Source organism: Pseudoalteromonas sp. MER144-MNA-CIBAN-0113 (assembly GCF_040308965.1).
GTDB classification, from domain to species: domain Bacteria; phylum Pseudomonadota; class Gammaproteobacteria; order Enterobacterales; family Alteromonadaceae; genus Pseudoalteromonas; species Pseudoalteromonas tetraodonis.
In genome coordinates, this window is the sequence record NZ_JBEOOG010000383.1 from 1 (window position 1) to 267 (window position 267).

Sequence of the window (267 nt, forward strand, 5' to 3'; positions counted from 1 at the left end):
GTATTAGTAAGGTGCTTTGTTTTTTTATATATGGGTCTGCATGTTCATCAGCAAACTGCATTGATTGCTGTAGCGATAACCCTGTGCTTAAACACGATTGTACGGTTTCAATAAATTCTAAAAAATGATGCTCAAATTTTGCTAATTTATAATGAGCCAAGTCAATCACAGTTATAAAACAGGTTACAAAAACCACGATTGAAATAATAAACGCGCTGGTTGATGCCTCTGGGTAATATAATTTAGCTAAAAACCATGAGCTACTAG

General features: G+C 34.1%; 1 pseudogene. It reads right to left on the reverse strand.

The annotated features are described in order from the left end of the window. Positions 1-267, reverse strand: a pseudogene (locus AAEY57_RS20150) (type II secretion system F family protein); the annotation flags it as partial.